Annotated in this window: 1 protein-coding gene; it reads left to right on the top strand. The window is 67.3% G+C overall.

Features of this window, described 5'->3' with window-relative positions; translation table 11 throughout:
• A partial coding sequence (locus SB751_RS29725; RefSeq protein WP_410748986.1) for a gamma-glutamyltransferase occupies nucleotides 1-281 on the top strand: 281 nt, incomplete at both ends.

The raw sequence follows: 281 nt of genomic DNA on the forward strand, positions 1-281 counted from the left end.
ATGGGCACCGCGCAGCCGGGCAATTTCGGCGCAGTGCCGCTGGGCGTCGACGCGACGCTGATCGAACACGGCACGAACCATTTCACGATCGTCGACGCGGACGGCAGCGTGCTGAGCGCGACGACGACCGTCGAGTCGAGCATGGGCTCGTTCCACATGACCAACGGCTTCCTGCTGAACAACCAGCTGACCGATTTCTCGGCGAACCCGCTCGACAGTGCGGGCAATCCGGTGGCGAACCGCGTGCAGCCGGGCAAGCGGCCGCGCAGCTCGATGGCGCC

It is taken from the genome of Cupriavidus sp. SIMBA_020, from assembly GCF_046535395.1.
Taxonomy (GTDB): Bacteria; Pseudomonadota; Gammaproteobacteria; order Burkholderiales; family Burkholderiaceae; genus Cupriavidus; species Cupriavidus campinensis.